Source organism: Streptococcus sp. 400_SSPC, from assembly GCF_001072745.1.
GTDB classification, from domain to species: domain Bacteria; phylum Bacillota; class Bacilli; order Lactobacillales; family Streptococcaceae; genus Streptococcus; species Streptococcus xiaochunlingii.
Genome location: NZ_JVIQ01000001.1, coordinates 26,249 through 42,844, shown reverse-complemented (window position 1 = coordinate 42,844; position 16,596 = coordinate 26,249). Strand labels below are relative to the sequence as shown.

Genomic DNA, 16,596 nt, shown 5'->3' with positions numbered 1-16,596 from the left:
GTCATGGAACTTCTTCGAAGTTCGCTGACGTCCGTACTCACCTAAGGAAAGTTTTTTAGATGATTTTTTCTTTGTCTATCGTTTAGCCGATGATGCTTCCATTTGGTACAGATGGATCAACTGTTAAGACTGTTAATTGATCTCCGTGTTCCGCGGAAAGAATCATGCCTTGGCTGACATATTTCTTCATCATCTTACGTGGTTTGAGGTTGGCCACGATTTGAAGTTTCTTGCCGACCAATTCTTGTTCATTTGGATAGAATTGAGCGATACCAGAGAGGATTTGACGATCTTCACCGTCACCAGCGTCAAGGCGGAAGCGAAGCAGTTTGTCTGATCCTTCGACGCGTTCCACTTCTTTGACTTCTGCGACACGGATTTCAACCTTGTCAAAGTCTTCAAATTTGATCTCGTCTTTTTCAGACTTGAGTTCCACTTCTTCTGGAATCCATTCTTTTTCTTGTGGTTTGCCTGCAGTCATTTGAGATTGGATGTAGGCAATTTCTTCTTCCATGTCAAGACGTGGGAAGATTGGAGTTCCTTTGGCCACCACTGTGACATTTTCAGGGAAGCCTGCTAAAGTCAAGTTTTCAAGATCGAAGTCCAAGCCCAAGCCAAGTTGTTCCATGATGGCATTTGAGGTGTTCATCATGAATGGTTGGATCAAGTGAGCCACGACACGAAGACTAGCCGCTAAGTGAGCCATGACCGCTGCCAATTGTTCCTTGTCGCCATCTTCTTTAGCGAGGACCCAAGGAGCTGTCTCATCGATGTACTTGTTGGTACGAGAGATGATGCTCCATACGGCTTCCAAAGCGCGTGGGTAATCAACCGCGTTCATTTGCTTGTGGTATTCTGCGATGTTTTCTTCAACTACCTTAGCCAAATCAGCATCAAATGCGGTAACATTTTCGACATAAGCAGGAACTTGACCACCAAAGTATTTATTGATCATGGCTACCGTCCGGTTGAGGAGGTTTCCAAGGTCATTGGCCAATTCATAGTTGATACGAGCCACGTAGTCTTCTGGGGTGAAGGTCCCATCAGAACCAACTGGAAGGCTACGCATGAGGTAGTAACGAAGCGGATCCAAGCCGAAGCGTTCCACCAACATTTCTGGGTAGATGACATTCCCTTTAGACTTAGACATCTTGCCGTCTTTCATGACAAACCAACCATGGGCAATCAAACGTTCTGGCAATTTAACATCCAACATCATGAGAAGGATTGGCCAGTAGATGGAGTGGAAACGAAGGATGTCTTTTCCAACCATGTGGAAGACGGTGCCGTTCCAGAATTTGTCAAAGTTTTCATGATTTTCTTGACCGTAGCCAAGAGCTGTCACATAGTTGAGAAGAGCATCAATCCATACATAGACCACATGTTTTGGATTAGATGGAACTGGCACACCCCAGGTAAAGGTGGTCCGAGATACCGCTAAGTCTTCCAAACCTGGCTCGATGAAGTTTTTCAACATTTCATTGAGACGACCATCTGGGGTGATGAAATCAGGTTGGGATTTGAAAAATTCAACCAAACGGTCTTGGTATTTGCTGAGACGAAGGAAATAAGATTCTTCAGAAACCCATTCTACTTCGTGTCCTGATGGGGCTACCCCACCGATGACCTTGCCATTCTCATCACGGTATACCTCAGCCAATTGGCTTTCTGTAAAGAACTCTTCATCAGAGACTGAATACCAGCCAGAGTACTCACCTAGGTAGATGTCGTCTTGCGCCAGCAAGCGTTCAAAAACCTGAGCCACTACTTTTTCATGGTAGTCGTCTGTCGTACGGATGAATTTATCATATGAGATATCGAGTAATTGCCAGAGTTCTTTCACTCCAACCGCCATCCCATCTACATAAGCTTGCGGTGTAATGCCAGCTTCTTCCGCTTTCTGCTGGATCTTTTGCCCATGCTCATCGAGACCAGTCAGGTAGAAAACATCGTAGTTCATCATGCGTTTGTAACGCGCCAAAACGTCACAGGCGATCGTTGTATAAGCTGAACCAATATGCAATTTACCAGATGGGTAATAGATAGGGGTTGTGATGTAGAATGATTTTGTCATTTTCTTTTCCTTTCAAGGCTAATGAAACCTTATGTAATAACACTTCATTATATCATTTTTAGGAGTCCCTGAAAACCAAAAAACAGCTAGGTCTGCGACGGACAAACAAAAAAGCTGACTGAAGTCAGCTTTCTATGATTGATAACGAATCCTGCTATCTTACTTTCCAAGATAGTATTCAGAAACTACGTTCAATTTTTCGTCAAATTCGAATACCAATGGTGGGAAGTTAGGGATTTCCACATCCATGATTTCGTCGTCTGACAAACCTTTGATGTGTTTCACAAGGGCACGGATTGAGTTACCGTGTGCTCCTACGAATACATTTTTACCATCTTTAAGAGCTGGAGCGATTTTATCTTCCCAGAATGGAAGGGCACGTTCCAAAGTTACTTTCAAGTTTTCAGCATCTGGAATTACTGAGTCGTCAAGTGAAGCGTAACGACGGTCAGTGTGTGCTGAGTGCTCATCATCGCGATCCATGTTTGGAGGCAATACATCGTATGAACGACGCCAGATGTGAACTTGCTCATCACCAAATTGTTCTGCAGCTTCAGCTTTGTTTTTACCAGTCAAACCACCGTAGTGACGTTCGTTCAAGCGCCATGATTTTTCAACTGGAACCCATAATTGGTCAGAAGCTTCAAGAGCCAAGTTAGTTGTTTTGATCGCACGTTTCAATACTGAAGTGTAAGCTTGGTCAAATTCGATACCAGCTTCTTTGATCAATTTACCAGCGTCGATCGCTTGTTGTGTACCTTTTTCAGACAAATCAACATCAGCCCAACCAGTGAAAAGGTTAGCTTTGTTCCATTCAGACTCACCGTGGCGAGCAAAAACCAATTTTACCATTAGATGGATCTCCTTTTATTTTCCGAGGTTACCCTCGTTTATCTATTCTATTCTACTAGATTTTGAGGGAAAAATCTAGTCTTAACAGAGCTAGATCGAAGATTTCGTGAAAATTTTATCAATTCTTTTTCATGGACATTTACAAGTCGCTCTCACCAGGTTCTAAATCCTGCCTCTTCCACCCTCTTTCCACAAACAAGACTAAACAAAAAAACCTCTAAAAAGAGGTTTGCCTACAATTGCTTCTGGCATTCCGGACAAAGGCCATAAACTGTGGTTTGGCACTTGGTAATGACGTAGCCACTTTTTTCTCTCGCTTCTGCTCTCACGTCTGGAACTTCGATATCAATATCATCAATCTTCCCACAAGACTCACAAATCAAATTCAAATGATCGTGTCCCATAAAGTCAAAGTAGGTCGTGGTATCATTACGAACTTTAATTTCAGAGACAAAACCTTCTTCAATGAGGACCTTGAGATTGTTATAAACGGTTGCCAGGCTCATATTGGGAAAGGCTGGTTTCAAGTCCTGATAGATGGCATCTGCACTTGGATGTTCCTGACTTTTGACAAGATAGGAAAGGACAGCCCGACGCGTCTCTGTAATCCGTACAGATTTTTTACGCAAGTGTTGCAATACATCTTCCACTTTTTCTTGTTGAACGGAATCGAGCGTTAAACAAGCTAGCATGGTCTTTCCCCTTTCTGTCTCTTCTTTAAAACTATTATATCACGAATACCACATTTTGCCTAATTAGAATGTTTGTAAATAAGAAAAAGTGCAGGATTAAATTAGCTCGAATCAAGCTCCTTTACTCCCACACTTTTTTATATCTAATCTTAACTTCCCCAACTAAAGATCCATCTCATAGTTCCTAGTAAAATTTTAACAAAGAGGAACATAAAGAAGAGTTCCACCATAAACCAGAGACCTTTCAATAGATAAATAATTGGCTTAATCATGAGCAGAACAAAGATTCCAACAATCCATCTCATGGTCCACCCTCCATTTCTCACTTTTTTCTATTATACTCCTATTTATAGGCCCTGTCTAGAAAGGACTCCAAAACAAAAAAACGATAGATTCCAGCAGGTCCGATATCTGCTTTTAAACAAAGTTTATAAACTGTCCAATTTTCTGAAATTTTTTCCCAAAGCATGGCCTCTAATCCTTATCTAACTTTATTTGTATAATTTCCATTATCGCTCTCCCTGTTATACTATATATTGTGTAACAAAAATCAAAACAATTTTAAGGAATACAATATATTGACATACAATGTTTATTATCGTATAATATATCTTGACCAATGTATCTTACAGTTTTAGTCAATATATGAAGAAAGAAAAATTATGGACCCTAACCAACTTAAAGACTTCCTTCCTCTTTTTACAGGATTTTTAGGAGGAGCTACTTCAGCCGGTGTATTTGCTGGGCCTATTCAAACATTTCAAGATTGGTGGTATGTCAATTATGGCCACGACGTTTCTAATCAAGCAGCGTTATTGCGTGCAAAAAACGAAATTGATGTCGAGAATCTCAGAAATAGCACACTTCAAGAAGTAGCAACTATCCCACCAGAGAATGTCCAAGAACCTCCTCTAAAAATATTAGGCCCTGCATTGGAAGCATCTAAATATTATATTGAAGAAGAAGAGTTGCGTTCTATGTTCGCTAAAATATTAGCTAGTTCATTTGATAATCGAAAGAACTCGATTATACACCCATCTTTCGTTGAAATTATCAAGCAACTAGACGTAACGGATGCACGTATTCTCCAATTTTTAAAAGGACAGAATCCCCTAGCAGGATCCCCAATCCCTATCATGAAAGCTGTTATAAGATCCGATAGTGGCTACAAAATAGTATTCCCAATCATTTACTTTATAAATGGCACTGAAGGGATTAATGAATTATCTTCATCTTTAACGAACTTAGAGCGACTAGGTCTGTTAAAAATTGAAGATGATAAATATTCCACAATTGATTCAGACTATGATTTCATCAGAAATAACTTCACTGTTCAACAAGTTCTTCAATACCATCCAGATATTAGTTTTGAAAAAATGTGTTTTTCTATCACTCCCCTTGGGATGAATTTTTTGGAAGTTTGTTTATGATGTCTTCAGCAAATTTCTTAACACTTGATGTTTCGAAATCCATATATTTCTTGTATAGTTCATTTACTTTATAAATGTAGTAATGCATCAGAGTGTATATCACTATTAAAGATATCAGAACTGATCTAATAAATGTTTCCATGATTCCTCCTCGAACTGTGGTTGTTAGAGAACTATCTACACAACGAAGTACAGATAGAGAGACAATTCAGTTGTCTATGAAGGTGGACGATGACTTCGTTACGCCTATTTACGGAGATTCGTTGGAACCAGATTACAAATTTAGGGATTATATGTATGTTAAATTGGCGATAGAGCTTCCAAGTGAAACAGTTGAAGTGTTTGACTACGAGGGAGAGGCTTATATCAAGCAGCTCATTATCGAAAAGGACAAAGCTTATTTAAGAAGCTTTAACAAGAAATACAAAGAAATAACGATTAATTCAAACAGTGATTTTAGTTTCATTGGCAAAGTTGTAGATGTGTATAGAGAAGAAAGTGAGAAATGATATGGGATTTTTTGATTTTCTCTTCAAAAAGAAAAAGAAAAGAATCTTGCCAGAAAGAATGAATGTTAAGACGACTATTTCTACTGGCCCAGATTACTATACAAGAGAATATGTCAACCTGCTTTTGAGTAGGCCAACAATGCAAGATTTTTGGGATCGGTCTTTCGATTCTCCTCGTTATACCGACAATTATCAGACACCAGAAGGTTATAAGTTGAGAGAACTGCTTCTACTTGTCTGGTGGGGGAATACTAAAACAGGTAGAAAATCATCAATATCTATCCCGAAATACTTTTTCTCTGACTATAACATAGATGCAGAAAAGTTGACAAAAGAATTCAAAAACAAAGGTTTGTTACTAGATGATGGAGAGCGAACGAAACCGAGCGAAGAAGGAAAACAGATAGCTGGTAAATATCATGCTCTATGGGAAATTCACTCTGTCAAGAACTTTCCCGTTAATCTTGATGTTGATTTTCCTAGATGGGATAAACAAAAATTTGAATTAAATATTTTGATTTCAGAACTTGCCTACTACAATGAGCATGCTCGTTTTTGTAGAAATATTATCAATTACTTCCAAAACATTAGTGGGTACAATAATCACATCGATATTAGTAACGAGGTTAATTATTACATCAATAATTTAAATAGTGATGTCGCAAAGATAAATGATCTCACTGAAAAGATTCAAATTTTAGAAAACAAATAAGAAAGCCACCTCGAAAGATGGCTAGAAGGGAGAACTATATGAAAATAGGAGTTAGAAAACCAAGCCTTTCAAAAAGTCTAAAAGCCAGAACTACTTCAAAATGGAAAAGGCAAATGAAAAAAGCAGTCATCCCCACATACGGACAGAAAGGCACTGGAATTATCAAGAATCCAAAACGTGCTTTATACAATAAAGTTTACAATAAAACAACTGTAGATGCTTTCGGAAGCATGAAAAAAAGTCAATCAAAAAAACAAGAACAAGCTATTTACACACAAAAAGGTAGAAAAATTCACCCTGCTTCTTCTTGGTATTTTCCAGTGGGTTTGCTTGCGTTCTGTACTCTCTTGTATTTCACGATAAATCTAGCTATTGGATTCTTTCTTCTGATTTTGACGATTTTCATGTATATCGTAAACATCAAAAATAATCCTTTTAAAACAAAAAAAGATATCCAAGATGCTTTGAATGAACTGCAGGAACATGAAGAATAGGCCTCATATTGGAGAGGTAATGAACAATGTGGATTGAAAAACTCAAAAATGGGAAATATAAATTTTTTGAAAGATACAACGATCCTTATACAGAGAAGTTGAAACGAGTAACGGTCTCCCCAATAACTGCTTGATAGTCATATAGAATTAGTTCTGATGCGAATCAAGACAACAGATGCGCAATATAGTCAGATTCTTGACGAATGTTGAGCCTTTGGGACAATCTGATTCTCGTACCACTAACAAAATTTACACGCATGTGACGAAGAAGATGGATGACAACATTCTGGATTTGCTGGATAATTTATAATACTTTGCCCCTCGGATACAAAAAAGCCTGTCGCACAAGCTAAAATGCTTGATACAACAGGCTTTTTAAATCACAATTATTTGACTGCGTCTTTAAGAGCTTTACCAGCTTTGAATGCTGGAACTTTAGAAGCAGCGATTTTGATTTCTTTACCAGTTTGTGGGTTGCGACCTTTACGAGCTGCACGTTCACGAACTTCAAAGTTACCGAAACCGATCAATTGAACTTTTTCACCTTTTGAAAGGTATTCTGAAACAGCTGCAAATACAGCGTCAACTGCTGCTGCTGAGTCTTTTTTAGTCAATTCTGTAGCTTCTGCCACTTTTGCGATCAAATCTTGTTTGTTAGCCATTTAACAAATCCTCCAAATTTTTTTAGGTTTTACCCTTAACATCTCTATCATATCTAAAAAATGCTTTTAGGTCAAGTACTAAACTTGTTTTTATCAACATTTATCTAGGAATAAATTCCTTTATTGACGGGCTTCTATGCAAATCGGACAAGAACTGCCCAGGCATCTTCCCCAGTGTGGGTTTGAATGATTGAACCTGTCTCCAAAACAGAGATCGGAGTTGCAACCAAAGGCTGTAATTGCGCCTTCATTTGGTTAGCAAAGTCAGGTCCACCAGCATAGGAAATCCCTATCTCAGCGATTTCTTTACCAGATAGGTCTTGTATCAACTCGTCCAACCATTTTTTAAAGGTCTTCTGTCCGCGTCCTTTGACAATCGGTTGCAGTTCATCATTCTTCATTTCCATGACAACCCGAATGTTCAAAAGGGAACTCAATAAACCAGTTACGCGGCCAATCCGGCCTCCTTTCACCAGGTTTTCCAGAGTAGAAACCCCAATGTAGAGTCTAGATTTTTGCTTGACCTCTTCAATGTGGGCTACAATTTCCTCTACGCTAGCTCCTTCTTGAGCCAGTTTCGTTGCTTCCACCACTTGGAACTTCATGGCTTGGTCCGTAAAGCTACTATCGATCACCGTGACATCTGCATTGGCTAAGGTAGCGCCTTGACGTGCAGCTTCCACTGTACCAGATAAGGCATGGGACATATGGATCGCAATAATTTGCGCCCCTTCTTCCGCCAAACCTTCGAAGGCTTCCGCAAACACACCTACTGGAGGTTGACTGGTCTTTGGAAGGTTCTTACTGGACTTCATCAACTGAAGGAATTGTCCTTCTGTTAATTCCGCATCTGAATAGAGGACACCGTCCACCATAACAGAGAGGGGAACGATGGTAATTCCATATTTTTCAACAACTTCAGGCTCAATCGTTACGGATGAGTCTGTAACAATTTTTACTTGTGACATAACATTCCTACAATCTTTTCTTAGATATATCCACTCTATTATATCAAATTTTCTAGGCTTTTGTGGGACAAAGTCCTTTTTACTTAATCATCGATAGCTGCAAAGCCATCATTGACCAAGGCAACATCGGCCTTCATTCCACTTTCATCAAAGAGAATGCCATGGAGGACGCCACCATATACAGCCCCGCCATCCATGCCAATCTTCCCATCTTTGGTCACCCAGAGCTCCTTGGTTCCAATCTTTTGATCCAAGAGATAGTGAACCGGGGTATGGCCGAAAACAATGGTCTTTCCTGTCTGATTCAAAGCTTCATGGAAGGGTTGGCGAATCCAGACCTTTTGGTAATCCGACGTTTCATGCCAATCAGGCAAGGTCAAGTCAAGCCCAGCATGCACAAAAATATAGTGTTCTGTTTCATAGACAAAAGGAAGCGAACGGATGAAAGCGACGAGATCCCCACAAGTCTCTTGCACGCGCCGAGCATCCGCCACGCCATCTACTGGAGCCGTGAGAGGACGACCAAGTAGAGAGTTGATGGTCGTGTCCCCACCATTTCGTCGGTAATGGTCATAGCGCTCGGTCGGGTCATCGATCCAGGCTAGAAACATGTATTCGTGGTTCCCAGAGAGGCAGATGGCCCCTTGCTGTTCGACAACATCTTTGACCAGTTCGATAACCTTACGACTATCTTCCCCACGGTCTATCAGATCTCCGAGAAAAACCAGCTGGGACTGACCATCCCAATGGGTCATCAGTTCCTCTAGCATACCAGCTTTTCCATGAATGTCTCCCACTACGAAATAGCTTTTCATATCGGTTCCTTTCTTCTTAGGACGGCCGTTTTAGCAATTGCTCTGCCTGCATACGGGCTGCTTCTGTCACATCTTCACCAGCTAGCATCTTAGCGACTTCTTCGACCCGTTCTTCATGACTGAGCAAGCGAACGGTCGAAACCGTTGAAAATTCATCGCTCACCTTTTCGATAAAGAATTGGTAATCGGCTACTGCAATGACCTGAGGTAAATGAGAGATGGCTAGCACCTGACCATAACGTCCAATCTTATAAATCTTCGAAGCAATGGCCTGCGCCACCCGACCAGATACCCCTGTATCCACCTCGTCAAAGACAATACTGGTCTTGCCTTCTTTACGTGAAAAGGCTGACTTGATGGCCAACATAAGACGGGACAACTCCCCACCTGATGCTACTTTTACCAAAGGTTTAAAGTCCTCTCCAGGGTTGGTTGAAATATAAAACTCAACCGTTTCGTTTCCTTCCCGATTAAACTTAGATGGGGTAAAACGCACTTGGAAACGAGCTTTTTCCATGTAGAGATCCGCCAATTCCTGCTGGATCTCAGCTTCCAGCTCTTGGGCCAAGGCATGACGCCCTTGACTCAGTTCTTTAGCCAAGGCAACCAACTGTCCTTCCATAGACTTGAGTTCTTTTTCCAAGTCTTCAGAAGAGGTTCCTCCTCCTGTTAATAGGCTATACTCCTTGCTAATTTGCTCTAGGTAATCAAGGACATCCTTTACCTGACCACCATATTTACGAGTAATTGAATGGATCAGGTCTAGTCGAGCTTCCACCTGCATCAAGCGGTTACCGTCAAAGTCCAATCCATCTACCAGATCCTCCAAGCGCTTGGTCAAATCCTCCAGAGTATAGTAGGTCTCAGCCAGTTGATCAGATAAGGTCTTGTAGTCTGGATCGTACTCTTCGATGCTTTGCAAATCATTCATAGCCGACCGCACATTGCTAAGACTGGAGAAGTCTTCTGCATCTAGCATGGTATAAGCATTACTTAGGGTATCTGCAATCATCTTATGATTGAGCAGACGTTGCCGTTCTTGCTCTAACTGGACATCTTCATCCAGGGACAGGGCTGCCGCCTCGATTTCCGAAATTTGGTATTCCAGCATCTCGATCCGAGCTTGGTTTTCCTGGTTATTTTTTTGGATCTGCAAGACCTGCTTGCGCAAGGACTTATAATTCTCAAAGGTCTCTCTATAGGCCTTCTTAGTCGCAAAAAAAGTATCCTCCCCAAAGCTATCCAGCATAGCGATATGCAAGGGAGCCCGCATCAGTTCTTCCTGATCGTGCTGGCCATGAATATCTACCAAATGCTGGCCAACGGCCTTGAGAACGGAGAGGTTAACCATCTGCCCATTGATCCGGCTGACACTCCGACCATTCTGGAAAATTTCCCTGCGAATAATCAACTCCTCTGCCCATTCTAAGCCCTGTTCCTCAAATAACTGCTGAAGGGCAGGATTTTCGTCAATGGCAAAGAGGCCTTCAATCTCAGCCTTAGGAGCTCCGTGGCGGATAACATCGGTCGTCGCCCGGCTCCCCAGCATCATATTCATGGCATCGATAATGATGGATTTTCCTGCTCCAGTTTCACCGGTTAAAACCGTCATCCCTGTCTCAAAATTCAGAGCGATTTCCTCAATGATGGCAAAGTTCTTAATTGAAATTTCTAATAGCATCTCTCTCCTACCATTCCATCAATCGTTGTTCGATAAACTGAGCCTTTTCTTCCGAGCGGGCCACAATCAAAATACTATTGTCGTCTGAAATCATGCTAAAGATGATGTCATCAAAATCTTCTTGTAGATGCCGCTTGACTAGATAGGCTGTCCCTGGGACAAGCTTGAGGTTCAAAAAGCTCCCCATGCGTTCAAAGGATTGAAGATTATTTTCTGCTAATTTTCCACTATGTTGGACGCGTGGCAATTCGTAGACATAGGCAGAACCTTTTAAAGGCGTTTTAATAATCCCCAACTCTTTGATATCGCGGGAAACAGTCGCTTGTGTCGCAGAAATTCCAGCTTCCCTCAGATGTTCGACAATGGTATCCTGAGTACCCACTTTATTTTCTCGGATAAAGCGGCGTATTTTTTCTAATCGGTTTTGTTTACTATTCATGTTTAAAGTCAGTGTGGGCTTTTTCGACAACTGCCGCAAACTCTTGCAGTTGAAGACGATCTTGCCCAGTATTTTTTTCTAGATAAAGTAAAAATTCAATATTGCCATGGCCCCCTTGGATCGGTGAATAATCCACTCCCAAGACGGAGAAGCCATGTTCTAAGGCAAAGCCTTGAACCTGTTCCAGGACGGACAGATGGACCTTGGCATCCTTGATAATCCCATTTTTCCCAATCTGCTCCCGACCAGCTTCAAACTGGGGTTTGACAAGAGCAACCACCTGGCCTCCCTCTTGTAAAATCCCATGGAGGGCTGGCAAGATGAGGTTGAGGGAAATAAAACTAACATCAATGCTAGCAAAGCTTGGGGTTTGCTCAAAATCCTCAGACGTCGCATAGCGGAAGTTGAACTGCTCCATCGAGATGACACGAGGATCCTGACGAAGCTTCCATGCCAACTGATTGGTCCCTACATCCACTGCATAGACCAAGGCAGCCCCATTTTGGAGCATGACATCCGTAAAGCCTCCTGTCGAAGCCCCGATATCCAGTGTGACCTTATCCTGCAGATCAATCTCAAAAAGGTCCAAGGCCTTTTCTAACTTGAGACCACCACGACTGACATATTTGAGTTTTTCACCCTTGAGTTTTAATTCTGTCGCTTCGTCAATTTTTTCGCCTGGTTTATCGAAGCGCTCGCCATTATGGACCGCAACGACCAGACCAGCCATCACACCGCGTTTGGCCTGCTCCCGGGTTTCAAAAAGTCCCTGCTTGTAGGCCAGTACGTCAACTCTTTCCTTCGCCATGAATTCTAAGTCTTTCTATTATCTTCTTGATTCCAGTCCCATCGAAGTCTACCTGCTGTGAGATGCGATCGAGCAAGTCCTCACAGGCATCCAACTCCCGGTCCAAATAAGCCTGAGCTCCATCTAGACCGAGGAGGGCAGGATAGGTCGATTTTTCAGCTTGCAAGTCCTTCTGAGGGGTTTTCCCTAAGGAGGCAAAATCAGCAGTCACATCCAAAATATCATCCCGAATCTGGAAGGCCAAGCCTAAATGGAGGCCAATTTCCTCTAAGAGAGTCGCGATAGCTGGCTCAAGCTCTAAGAGGATCCCTGTTGCTTGGAATGGATAGGCGAGCAGTCGCCCCGTCTTATTGGCATGGATGACTTGCAACTGGTCCAAGGTCAGGCTCGCCCCTTCCCCTTCCATATCCAAGACTTGGCCTGCCACCATCCCAGCTGTCCCTGAAGCATCCGATAACAGGGCAATCAGTTGCACCCTGATAGAAGCTGGAAGGTCTGCCTCTGCCACACAGCCAAAGGCATCTAAGAAGAGCGAGTCTCCTGCTAAGATGGCTAGGTCTTCCCCAAACTTTTTATGGTTGGTCAATTGACCACGACGATAATCATCATTATCCATGGCTGGTAAATCATCATGGATCAAGCTTCCCGTATGAATCATTTCAAGAGCAGCTGCCACCTGAAAATGAGCTTCAAGGATTGGAGCATGAAAGGCCTCCAACAACTCCAATAAGAGCAAAGGTCGAATCCGTTTCCCCCCTGCATGGACTGAATAAAGGATGGATTCTACCAAGCGGGGAGCGATTTGTTTAGCCTCGTAGAAGCCTTCTATCGCTTTTTCGACCCCTTGCAGTTTTTCTTCTAGAATCATACTAGTTCCGTTTCTGAGCCATCTGCTTGCATCACCTTGACCAAGGTCTTTTCAGCCTGATCAAGTGTTTCTTGCAAGTCTTTTGATAGCTTCATTCCTTTCTGAAACTCTGAGATGGCCTCTTCGAGGGGCACTTGCCCACTTTCCAACTTTTGGACAATAGCTTCCAAATCAGCTAAATTTTCTTCAAATTTCTTTTCTTTCGACATGCTTTACCTCTACTTCTACTTGCCCATCCCGCATGACTAGCGTCAAGGCATCCTTTTCTTTGATTGTATCCACGCTATCCAAAACCTGATTTCCAGCCTGTACCAAGGCGTAGCCTCTAGCCACGATGCGACTGGTATCCAGCATCAAGAGAGCTTCCGATAGGCGCTTGGCATCTGCTGCTTTTGTCTGATAGAGCTCCTTGATTTTCAAGGTCAGCAACCGCTCCATCTGGAGAATCTGGTCTCGATAACGCTCGAGCTGATGCTGTGGTGTTTGAGAGGCCAATCGATGACGGAGTTCTTGTAACTGGCGGCTATTTCTGGTAACCGACTCTGACACAGCCTGTTTCAATCGTAACTGAATCTGATCCAGCTTTTGCAGATAAGAATCATACAGCCGCTCTGGCTGACGGAAGATGACCGATTGGCTTAGTTTTTGCAGGCGTTCTCGATGATAGACCAGGCGGTTACGCATAGCGGTGGCCATCCGCCCTTCCTGCTTCTGCAAATGATTGAGCAGGTCCAACTTGGTCACAGGCGTTGCCAACTCAGCCGCAGCTGTAGGAGTTGCTGCCCGGCGATCTGCGACAAAGTCTGCTAGAGTAGTATCTGTCTCATGCCCCACACTGGAAATAATGGGAATTCTAGACTCAAAAATAGCCCGCACAACTGGCTCTTCATTAAAGGCCCATAGGTCCTCGATGGAGCCACCACCACGACCGATGATCAAGACATCTAGGTCCGTCCGATCATTGGCCTTTTGGATATTGGCGACAATTTCTTGGGCAGCTCCCTCTCCTTGTACCTTGGTTGGAAAAAGGAGAATCTCCACGCCCGGAAAGCGCCGCGAAACAGTGGTGATAATATCGCGAATAACGGCCCCACTCTGACTGGTAATAACCCCGATTTTCTTGGAGAACTGAGGAATGGCCTGTTTAAATTTCTCTTGAAAAAGGCCTTCTTCCTGGAGTTTCTTTTTCAACTGCTCAAACTGTATAGCTAAAGCGCCGACGCCATCTGGCTCCGCCTTTTCGATGACAATGGAATAACTGCCACTTGGTTCATAGAGTTGGATCCGACCGATGACATTGATCTTCATGCCTTCTTCTAGCTCAAAGCCGAAACTCTTATAAATCCCTGCCCAGACAGTCGCCTGGATCACAGCTTTTTCATCCTTTAAAGAAAAATACTGGTGATTGGGACGCTTACGGAAATTCGAGACCTGACCTGTCAAATAGACCCGCTCCAGATAGGGGTCCTTATCAAATTTTAACTTGAGGTATTTGGTCAGACTGGATACCGATAAATACTCTGACATAGATCCCCTTTCACACGGAAAATTCTAGTATAAATTATACCAAAAATAAGCGGAAAAAGCTGATTCTACCTACGGAAAAAGCCCCAGATTTCATCATCTGAGACTTGATTGTTTATTGGCCTTTGAAAAGGCAAATTTCCCTCATCCATTTTGGAATTTCTCGACTAATCGCTGTCGGTAAAACCACATAGGCATTCTTGCTCAAGTCTTCTGCAATAGCTGAGTGAAGGTGACTGGCAACTACCACGCGCTCATAGAGACCAACTTGTGGAAATTGTCCCGCAAAACCTGCAATCATGCCTGCTAAAGTATCGCCCATACCACCCGTTGCTTGATAGGGGCCTCCAACCGATAGTTGGTAATAATCGGCTTGCCCTTGTTGCCAAATCTTGGTCTGGGGACCCTTTTGGACCAGAATACTTGCTGGAGGAAGTTGGGACAGAGACTGCCTTGTTGCTTCTTCCCCTTGGTCTGCGATTGCTAGACCTGACATGGCCTCCCATTCTTTTTGATGCGGAGTAAAGACCAGTTGAGCTGGAGGAAGAGAAAGTCCTAAGCGAGTATAGAGGCTAATGGCTCCACCATCTAGAATGAGTACTTGATGAGGTTGAACTCTTTCAAAAACAAGTTCTACAAGGTGTACCCCTAGCTCATTGGCATTGAGTCCTGGTCCCAATAAAATGACGCCTGCTTTTGCGATTTGCTCAGCCAATAATTCTTGGTCCGTCACAGCAAAAGCCATGGCTTCAGGTAGCTGACTATGGAGGGCAGGGATATTCTCGCGGTCTGTCGCAACCGTGACGAGACCCGCTCCACTATGAACCGCTGCGAGGGCTGCCATGATAATCGCACCTCCATAGGGATAGGTCCCTCCCACCAAGAGTAGACGCCCATAGTCTCCCTTATAGGAGTCTGACTGACGGCTAAGGATAACTTGTTGCAGCAAGTTTTGGTCAACTCTTAACATACGCTTTCCTTCTTTCTCTCTCTATTTTACCACGTTTAGGCTAAAAAAAGGCAGGAAGCGAAGTTCCTACCTTAAAAATCATTCTAATCATTCTACAGCTACAAACACTGTCCCGACTTCATCCAAGCTTGTTTATTTTTTCAAGGCCCGAACAGCTGCCTCATAGGTCTGAGACATGAGCATGGTAATCGTCATAGGACCAACGCCACCTGGTACTGGAGTGATGTAGCTCGCTAGAGGAGCTACCTGTTCATAGTCCACATCTCCACAGAGCTTCCCATTTTCGTCACGGTTCATACCGACATCAATAACGACAGCTCCCTCTTTAACAAAGTCAGCTGTAACAAATTTTGCACGACCTATTGCCACCACTAAGATATCGGCTTTTCTTGCGATTTTTGCCAAATGATGAGTCCGCGAATGGGTCAAGGTCACCGTCGCATTTTTTGCCAGAAGAAGCTGGGCCATCGGTTTTCCAACAATATTAGAACGACCAATGACGACTGCATTTTTCCCTTCCACATCAATATCGTATTCCCGAAACATTTCCATGATCCCTGCTGGTGTAGAGGGAACCATGATCGGATTTCCTGCCCAAAGATGTCCCATATTGAGAGGATGGAAGCCATCGACATCCTTAGCAGGATCAATGGCTAACAAAACTGCCTCATCGTCGATATGGGCTGGTAGAGGCAACTGGACTAAAATTCCATGCCAAAGCGGATCCTGATTATAGCGGTCAATGAGGGCCAACAAGTCCTCCTGGGAAATACTTTCTGGCAGTCGAACCACTTCACTTCGAAATCCTGCTGCCAAAGCTGACCGTTCTTTATTGCGGACATAAACCTGGCTAGCTGGGTTTTCTCCCACCAAAATCACTACTAAGCCTGGAACCTGACCAGTTTCGGCCTTTAAGCAAGCAGTTTTTTCTGCTAATTCCCCTTGCAATTTTACTGCCAAGGCCTTCCCATCAATCACATGTGTCATCTCAATCTCTTTTCTATTCAATATCTTCTCTATTATATCAGATTTGTGAACCTGCTCCTAACACTTCTTGATTAGACAAGGTTATAAGAAGAAACTATAACCATTTTCTTC

General features: G+C 43.0%; 19 protein-coding genes and 1 pseudogene. 5 read left to right on the top strand and 15 right to left on the bottom strand.

Features of this window, described 5'->3' with window-relative positions:
• Window positions 1-82: 82 nt before the first annotated feature.
• The 4 genes from metG to ADH49_RS10230 form a co-directional block, all read right to left on the bottom strand.
• Window positions 83-2,074 carry a methionine--tRNA ligase gene (metG, locus tag ADH49_RS00230; protein ID WP_048687799.1) on the bottom strand — a complete coding sequence of 664 codons (1,992 nt, stop codon included), beginning with the start codon at window positions 2,072-2,074 and terminating at the stop codon, window positions 83-85.
• 159 nt (window positions 2,075-2,233) lie between these two features.
• Window positions 2,234-2,926 (bottom strand): phosphoglycerate mutase, encoded by a 693-nt coding sequence (locus ADH49_RS00225; RefSeq protein ID WP_000240129.1) that lies wholly within the window; start codon window positions 2,924-2,926, stop codon window positions 2,234-2,236.
• Window positions 2,927-3,159: 233 nt separating this feature from the next.
• A complete protein-coding gene (locus tag ADH49_RS00220; protein ID WP_048687796.1) occupies window positions 3,160-3,618 on the bottom strand; it encodes a Fur family transcriptional regulator in 459 nt (152 codons plus the stop codon).
• A 149-nt stretch (window positions 3,619-3,767) separates the two neighbouring features.
• Window positions 3,768-3,923 carry a hypothetical protein gene (locus ADH49_RS10230; RefSeq protein WP_192831476.1) on the bottom strand — a complete coding sequence of 52 codons (156 nt, stop codon included), beginning with the start codon at window positions 3,921-3,923 and terminating at the stop codon, window positions 3,768-3,770.
• A gap of 357 nt (window positions 3,924-4,280) precedes the next feature.
• Between ADH49_RS10230 and ADH49_RS00215 the strand changes: the two genes are divergently transcribed.
• From ADH49_RS00215 to ADH49_RS10295, 5 genes and pseudogenes are all read left to right on the top strand, one after another.
• Window positions 4,281-5,048, top strand: a complete 768-nt coding sequence (locus ADH49_RS00215; RefSeq protein ID WP_048687793.1) for a DUF4393 domain-containing protein — start codon at window positions 4,281-4,283, stop codon at window positions 5,046-5,048.
• 140 nt (window positions 5,049-5,188) lie between these two features.
• Window positions 5,189-5,557 carry a S24 family peptidase gene (locus ADH49_RS00205; RefSeq protein ID WP_082161843.1) on the top strand — a complete coding sequence of 123 codons (369 nt, stop codon included), beginning with the start codon at window positions 5,189-5,191 and terminating at the stop codon, window positions 5,555-5,557.
• Window position 5,558: 1 nt separating this feature from the next.
• Complete coding sequence (locus ADH49_RS00200; RefSeq protein WP_048687789.1) at window positions 5,559-6,269, top strand: hypothetical protein; 711 nt, start codon at window positions 5,559-5,561, stop codon at window positions 6,267-6,269.
• 38 nt (window positions 6,270-6,307) lie between these two features.
• Complete coding sequence (locus ADH49_RS09855; protein ID WP_152904144.1) at window positions 6,308-6,763, top strand: hypothetical protein; 456 nt, start codon at window positions 6,308-6,310, stop codon at window positions 6,761-6,763.
• A gap of 26 nt (window positions 6,764-6,789) precedes the next feature.
• Window positions 6,790-6,882: pseudogene (locus ADH49_RS10295) on the top strand (integrase); the annotation flags it as partial.
• 267 nt (window positions 6,883-7,149) lie between these two features.
• On the opposite strand, the gene ADH49_RS00185 reads toward ADH49_RS10295, so the two are convergent.
• From ADH49_RS00185 to ADH49_RS00135, 11 genes are all read right to left on the bottom strand, one after another.
• Window positions 7,150-7,425 (bottom strand): HU family DNA-binding protein, encoded by a 276-nt coding sequence (locus tag ADH49_RS00185; protein WP_006596762.1) that lies wholly within the window; start codon window positions 7,423-7,425, stop codon window positions 7,150-7,152.
• A 134-nt stretch (window positions 7,426-7,559) separates the two neighbouring features.
• Complete coding sequence (locus ADH49_RS00180; RefSeq protein ID WP_048687786.1) at window positions 7,560-8,393, bottom strand: DegV family protein; 834 nt, start codon at window positions 8,391-8,393, stop codon at window positions 7,560-7,562.
• A gap of 83 nt (window positions 8,394-8,476) precedes the next feature.
• Complete coding sequence (locus ADH49_RS00175) at window positions 8,477-9,208, bottom strand: metallophosphoesterase (protein ID WP_048687784.1); 732 nt, start codon at window positions 9,206-9,208, stop codon at window positions 8,477-8,479.
• Between the two features lie 16 nt (window positions 9,209-9,224).
• The gene (gene recN, locus ADH49_RS00170) at window positions 9,225-10,889 is read right to left on the bottom strand and encodes a DNA repair protein RecN (protein ID WP_048687782.1); all 1,665 of its coding nucleotides are present in this window, start codon (window positions 10,887-10,889) and stop codon (window positions 9,225-9,227) included.
• Window positions 10,890-10,896: 7 nt separating this feature from the next.
• Window positions 10,897-11,328, bottom strand: coding sequence for an arginine repressor (locus ADH49_RS00165; protein WP_048687780.1), 432 nt, complete (start codon window positions 11,326-11,328; stop codon window positions 10,897-10,899).
• On the bottom strand, window positions 11,321-12,136 hold the full coding sequence (locus ADH49_RS00160; protein WP_048687779.1) for a TlyA family RNA methyltransferase: 816 nt from the start codon (window positions 12,134-12,136) through the stop codon (window positions 11,321-11,323). The genes ADH49_RS00165 and ADH49_RS00160 overlap by 8 nt, the downstream gene beginning before the upstream one ends.
• Window positions 12,117-13,004, bottom strand: coding sequence for a polyprenyl synthetase family protein (locus ADH49_RS00155; protein ID WP_048687776.1), 888 nt, complete (start codon window positions 13,002-13,004; stop codon window positions 12,117-12,119). The genes ADH49_RS00160 and ADH49_RS00155 overlap by 20 nt, the downstream gene beginning before the upstream one ends.
• Window positions 13,001-13,213 (bottom strand): exodeoxyribonuclease VII small subunit, encoded by a 213-nt coding sequence (locus ADH49_RS00150; protein ID WP_006596769.1) that lies wholly within the window; start codon window positions 13,211-13,213, stop codon window positions 13,001-13,003. The genes ADH49_RS00155 and ADH49_RS00150 overlap by 4 nt, the downstream gene beginning before the upstream one ends.
• Window positions 13,191-14,531, bottom strand: coding sequence for an exodeoxyribonuclease VII large subunit (gene xseA, locus ADH49_RS00145; RefSeq protein ID WP_048687773.1), 1,341 nt, complete (start codon window positions 14,529-14,531; stop codon window positions 13,191-13,193). The genes ADH49_RS00150 and xseA overlap by 23 nt, the downstream gene beginning before the upstream one ends.
• A gap of 112 nt (window positions 14,532-14,643) precedes the next feature.
• Complete coding sequence (locus ADH49_RS00140) at window positions 14,644-15,498, bottom strand: NAD(P)H-hydrate dehydratase (protein ID WP_048687771.1); 855 nt, start codon at window positions 15,496-15,498, stop codon at window positions 14,644-14,646.
• Between the two features lie 132 nt (window positions 15,499-15,630).
• The gene (locus ADH49_RS00135; protein ID WP_048687769.1) at window positions 15,631-16,485 is read right to left on the bottom strand and encodes a bifunctional methylenetetrahydrofolate dehydrogenase/methenyltetrahydrofolate cyclohydrolase; all 855 of its coding nucleotides are present in this window, start codon (window positions 16,483-16,485) and stop codon (window positions 15,631-15,633) included.
• Between the last annotated feature and the right edge of the window lie 111 nt (window positions 16,486-16,596).